The sequence below is a fragment of the Hyphomonas sp. GM-8P genome, from assembly GCF_003263315.1.
Taxonomy (GTDB): Bacteria; Pseudomonadota; Alphaproteobacteria; order Caulobacterales; family Hyphomonadaceae; genus Hyphomonas.
The window spans coordinates 1-5,505 of the sequence record NZ_AWFE01000106.1 but is presented as its reverse complement, the minus strand read 5'-3'; the positions used below and the strand labels follow the sequence as shown (position 1 = coordinate 5,505).

The 5,505-nt window shown below is 63.1% G+C and carries 4 protein-coding genes; 3 read left to right on the top strand and 1 reads right to left on the bottom strand.

Annotation, left to right across the window (positions count from 1 at the left end):
- Nucleotides 1-1,732 (bottom strand): DUF885 family protein (locus HY26_RS16110; RefSeq protein WP_233351666.1); only part of this gene is annotated, 1,732 nt, incomplete at its 3' end.
- A gap of 193 nt (nucleotides 1,733-1,925) precedes the next feature.
- Here HY26_RS16110 and HY26_RS16105 point away from each other — a divergent pair.
- The 3 genes from HY26_RS16105 to HY26_RS16095 all read left to right on the top strand — a co-directional run bounded on the left by HY26_RS16105 (nucleotide 1,926) and on the right by HY26_RS16095 (nucleotide 5,349).
- Entirely contained in the window at nucleotides 1,926-4,511 is a 2,586-nt protein-coding gene (locus HY26_RS16105) for a response regulator (RefSeq protein ID WP_112074112.1), read from the top strand.
- A 26-nt stretch (nucleotides 4,512-4,537) separates the two neighbouring features.
- Nucleotides 4,538-5,005, top strand: a complete 468-nt coding sequence (locus HY26_RS16100) for an SAM-dependent methyltransferase (RefSeq protein WP_112074111.1) — start codon at nucleotides 4,538-4,540, stop codon at nucleotides 5,003-5,005.
- A 77-nt stretch (nucleotides 5,006-5,082) separates the two neighbouring features.
- Complete coding sequence (locus HY26_RS16095) at nucleotides 5,083-5,349, top strand: DUF5676 family membrane protein (protein WP_112074110.1); 267 nt, start codon at nucleotides 5,083-5,085, stop codon at nucleotides 5,347-5,349.
- The last annotated feature ends 156 nt before the right edge of the window (nucleotides 5,350-5,505 follow it).

The window sequence follows — 5,505 nt, the reverse complement described above, 5'->3', positions numbered from 1 at the left end:
TGTAGGCCGTCGCCTGGCCCGGCATCACGATATAGCGCTCAATGGCTTTGCGGCAGTCGCCTTCGGGGTTGGGCGTATTGTCCATGAGGTACTGGATCGCCTGTTCGCGGGTCCAGTGCTGGTCATGGATGCCTGTGTCGACCACCAGGCGCGCAGCGCGCCAGATCTCCATGGCGAGTCGGCCGAAATCATCATACGGATCGCTGTAATAGCCCATCTCCTTGGGCAGGTATTCCGAATAGAGGCCCCAGCCTTCGACGAAGGCGGTGAAGCCGCCATACTTGCGGAACTTCGGCACGCCGGTCAGTTCCTGCGCAATCGCGATCTGCATATGGTGTCCCGGAATGCCTTCATGGAAGGCCAGCGCCTGCATCTGGTAGGTCGGCATATCCTGCATGCGGTAGAGGTTGGCGTAATAAGTGCCCGGGCGGCTGCCATCGGGAGCGGGCTGCGAATAAAATGCCTTGCCGGCAGACTTTTCGCGGAACGGCTCCACCGCTTTGACGATCATGTCCGCCTTGGGGAATGTGTTGAACACGGTCGGCAGGTCTTCGCGCATCTGGTCGATCCATGTTGTGGCTTCGTCCAGGTATTCGGCTTTGCCTTCCGGCGTGTTCGGCTTGAAGAATTGCGGATCGGTCCGTGTGAAGTCGAAGAACTCCTTCAGGCTGCCCTCGAAGCCGACCTGTTTCATGATCCCGCGCATTTCGTCCTGGATCCGCGCGACTTCTGCCAGGCCGAGATTGTGGATCTCCTCGGCCGTCATGTCGGTGGTCGTGTAGTCGGCGAGCCTTGCGGCGTAATACGCCTCGCCATCCGGCAGCTTCCAGGCGCCGTCATCGGTCGTGGCCGTTTTGGCCTGCTCTTCGAGTTCCGCAATGGCAGCTTCATAAGCAGGGCCAACGGAATTGGTCAGGGCATCCGTGGCCTCATCCAGCAATTGGTCGGCGTCTTCCTGCGAGATTGTCCCGGCATCGACCAGACCGGCAACCTTCTTGCGGAAGTCGCCCATGAGCGGGCTGTCCTTGCCGCTGTCATCGAAGGGCGCTCCGGTGATCACGCCCTTGGCGTCCGACAGGACATAGTCATAAACGAAGGCAGGCGGCTGGATGCCGTCAGCCAGCGCAATCCGCGCATTCTCAAGGTTCTGTTCCATGTATGCGGGCACGCCATTGAGACGGGAGATGTAGGCCTCGGCATCGGATTTGGTGGCGATCTGGTGCTGATTGATCAGGAAAGCCGGAATCTCGGCCTGCGCGCCGTTCATCTGGTCAAAGACGTAGCGGTGGTGGCGGTATTTGTAGTCGGACTCGGCGGACTTCAGGTTCAGCTCGGCGATGCGCCACGAGAGTTTGGCCTGATGGTCCAGCAGGGCCGGATCGAAAGACGTCTCCATTTCGGCAATATTGGCGCGCTGGATCTCCAGCTCTTTCAACACATTGGCGTCGGAGACATCGTCCCACTCACCGTAATTGTCCTTGATGCCGAGATAGGTCTGCGCGACCGGGCTGCGGGAAACGGTCTCGTCGAACTTCTGGTCGAACCACGCATTGAGCCGGGCGGATTCTGCCGCGATGTCCTCCGCGCTGGGCGCGGCTGGTGAGGCGATCGCCTCGGCCGCGGCGGCTTCGGTCCCTGCAGCAGGCGTTGCAGTTTCCTCATTCATGGCACAGCCCGCCGTTGCAATGAGCAGGGCCAGCACCGACGAACGGGCAATCAGGACAGGTTTCATGGGGGTCTCCAGGTAAGCGGGAATCTGTAATCTTGACGGGCAGTCTTAACGCTTTTTTCGCTTTCGTTAACCTTTGCCGCCTATCTCTCTGTAGACTAGGATTCATAGCGGCTGAGTCGGCTTGCCGGCCCGGCCGGACAGTATTGCCCGGCATGCATTTCTTGTCAGCCGGTGGCGGGAGTTGAAGAGCAGCATGGACACCAATACCCGGATGCATGAGAGCCCGCCTGAAGAGGTCGAAACGGTCGAGGGCTCCGGACTGGAATTCACGCGTCCGAAGATCGACGTGATGCAGCTCCTGTTCTGGGGCTGCCTGCTGATCTCCATCGCCGCGGCCAGCGTGGCGCTCGCCTGGCCGAAGGCCTCCGGCGCGCCGGGACCGATCCTGCTGATCGCCATGGGCTCGGGTGGCCTCGTCTTCCTGCTGTGGACCGTCCGCGGGGCAGGGCGCATGCTGGGCCTCTTCCCGGAGAAAGGTTCCGCGATCCGCGCCGCGCAGGCCAGCCAGCCGCGCTTCGGCTGGATCGAGGCGCTGGACGAAAGCGTGCTGATCGCAGACCAGGGCGGCGCCCCGGTGGCGGCGAACACCGCGTACAAGGATCTCACCAGCATGGCGCTGATGGTCAGCCAGGGAGACAATGCGCCGGTGACCGTGGACCGCCTGTTCGGCGCGAGCCCGGGCCTCGCCGCGCCGGTCTACCGCCTGTCCAAGGATGCCAAGGCCGGCATGGCACGCCGCGAAGTGTTGCCGCCGATCACGATCGGCCCGGAGCAGGTGCCGGCCCAGTACGAAATCTCTGTCTCTCCGCTGCCGCGCGGCAAGGTGCTCTGGCGCATCCGCCCGATCGCAGGCGAGCGCGAGGCGACCGGGGCAGCCGACCTGAAGTCGCTTTATGTCGAAGACGCGCCGATGGGCTTCTTCGCCGCCCGTCCCGACGGCACGATCACTTATGCGAACTCCTGGTTGCGCGATACGCTCGGCCTGCCGGAGTCGGCACGCAATGTCCGGATCGACGACATCATGCGCCCGGAATTCGTGAAGATGCTGTCGCGCGACCGCAAGACCGGCCTGCCGGGCCGGGTCGATGTCCAGATCCGCGGCCGCGACGGAATCGAGATCCCGGTTCATGCCATCACCACTTGGTCGGGCCGCGGCGCCGAAGCTGCCGGCCGCACGATCCTGCTGCCGAGCGCGCAGATGCTGAATGGCGGCGAGGAGCGTTTCGCCCTGACCGGCTCGCGCCCGCCGCGCCCGGATGGCGACCCGATGTTCGACGATGCGCCCTTCGGCGCGGTCCGCCTGCAGGGCGATAGCGTTCAGGGGGCGATCATTCTCGACGCCAACCGCGCGCTGATGGAAATGACCGGTGGCCAGGCAGCGCCCGGCGGCCAGTTCGCGGCCATGTTCCAGGCCGAAGACGGCGAGGATGCGCTTTCCAGCGTGCTTGTGGATGCGATCGACAAGCCGGTCGGCCTGAAGCTTGCCGGCAAGGATCCGCGCCACGTCAACGTGTTCGTCGCCCTTGATGGCAATGGCCGCCCGTCGGTCGCCTACGTCATGGACATCACAGACCAGCGCCAGTTGGAGATCCGCCTCGCGCATGGCGAAAAGATGCAGGCCATTGGCCAACTCGCCGGCGGCGTGGCGCACGACTTCAACAACGTCCTGCAGGGCATCATCCTCAACAATGAGGAACTGATGGTGCGCCACCCGCTGGGCGATCCGTCCTATTCGAACCTCCAGTCCATCAACGAGTTCGCGATGCGGGCGAAGGAACTGGTGAAGATGCTGCTCGCCTATGCGCGCCAGCAGACTTTCAAGCGCGAGATCTTCGCGGTGCCGGACTTCCTCAGCGAATTCTCGATCCTCCTGCGCCAGTTGCTGGACGAGCGGATCGAGCTGGAAGTCGTGCATGGTCGCGATGTGCCGCACATCAAGGCCGACAAGAACCAGCTGGAAAACGCGATCCTCAACCTCGCCACCAATGCGCGCGATGCGATGCTGAGCCACAAGAATGGCGGCAAGCTGACGATCCGCACCGCGCGGGCGACCGGCGCCGATGCCCACGCCAAGGGCTTCAAGTTCGTCGAGGACGGCGAGTATATGCTGATCGAGGTGGAAGACACAGGCCACGGCATGTCGAAGGATGTGATGGAAAAGATCTTCCAGCCCTTCTTCACCACCAAGGAAGCCGGCGTCGGCACGGGGCTCGGCCTTGCCACCGTCTACGGCATCATCAAACAGTCCGGCGGTTATGTCTGTACGACGTCGACTGTCGGCAAAGGCACGACCTTCCACATCTACCTGCCGGCCCTGAAGGCAGAAGAAGTGCCGGCCCCGGTCGAGGCAACGGCTGCCGACAAGGCGGCGGCCCGCCCGATGGATATTTCCGGACGCGGACGGATCCTCCTCATCGAGGACGAGGACGGCGTGCGTGGCATCGCGGCCTCTCTGCTGCGCTCGCGCGGCTATGAAGTCGAAGAGGCCTGCGATGGCGAGGAAGCCATGGAGATCCTCGAAGACAATCCGCAAAGCTTCGACCTGGTCATCTCCGACGTGGTCATGCCGGGCAAGGATGGGCCGACCCTCATCCGTGAGGCGAAAGACCTGCTGGGCCATGCCCGCGTGATCTTCATCTCCGGCTATGCCGAGCGCGATATCGCCCAGCAGCTGGACGACGACCGCGCCGTCTCCTTTCTGCCGAAGCCCTTCACAGTTCGTCAGCTGGCTGAACGCGTGAAGCAGGAACTCGGCAGCCCCAGCAAGGAAGCCGCCTGAAAGGAAGCCGAGGAGGAGAGGGTGACATGAGCCAGGCTTTCACCCTCCGCCCGATCGGTACGGTTTCTTCCACGCGCGACACGCCAATCGATGATGACTGGGATGCCATTCCGGCCCATATCGATCTCGATCCCGAGCAGTTTGATGAAGAGGCCCTGATGGGCCTCGACGCCTTTTCGCACTGCGAGATCCTCTTCCTGTTCGACCGGGTGCCGGACGAGAAGATCGAGACCGGCGCGCGCCACCCGCGGGGCAGGGCGGACTGGCCCCGCATCGGCATCTTCGCCCAGCGCGGCAAGAACCGGCCGAACCGGATCGGCCTCACCACCTGCCGCATCGTCTCCGTCGACGGGCTGCGCCTGACGCTGACTGGCCTCGACGCCATCGACGGTACGCCGGTGCTGGATATCAAGCCCGTCATGTCCGGCTTTGCGCCGCGCGGAGACGTGCGCGAACCGGACTGGGCAAAGGAAATCATGGCCGGCTACTGGTAGTCACGCTATCGGGAGCGCCATTGACGATCGTCCGGACGAGGCGCATCGTTTGATGCCTGTTGAAAACAGGTGCCGATATGAAACTGAATCCAAACAGATTATTCGTCGCCGTTGCCATAGCTATTGCGGTTGCGTGGCTGATCTGCACGGCGCTGGTCGGGATCGCCCCGGGCGGCATGATGTCCCTCAGCGGGCACATGATGCACACAAACTTCCAGGGCATGGCGTGGTCGATGAACCCCACCGGAATCATTGCCGGGCTCTTTGTGTGGAGTCTTTCGGGCGGCGCACTCGCCTGGCTGATCGCGACGCTCTACAATTATTTCGGCCGGAGTGACGGCTGAAGTCTTTGCCAGCACGTGCGGCGCCCGTGACGGCACTTTGTGTGCAGGCTGAATTATCCGGAAGAGGTCCCGCGTCAGGTTTTGGGCAGGGGCAGGTTTGCGGCAAGAGCTGGCCGGCCTGGATTTTGCGGCAGGATCAGATGGCTGAAGTGGTGG

Excerpts from the sequence above, each read along its gene's own strand:
- HY26_RS16105 (WP_112074112.1), top strand. The coding sequence starts at position 1,926 with ATGGACACCAATACCCGGATGCATGAGAGCCCGCCTGAAGAGGTCGAA.
- HY26_RS16095 (WP_112074110.1), top strand. The coding sequence starts at position 5,083 with ATGAAACTGAATCCAAACAGATTATTCGTCGCCGTTGCCATAGCTATT.
- HY26_RS16100 (WP_112074111.1), top strand. The coding sequence starts at position 4,538 with ATGAGCCAGGCTTTCACCCTCCGCCCGATCGGTACGGTTTCTTCCACG.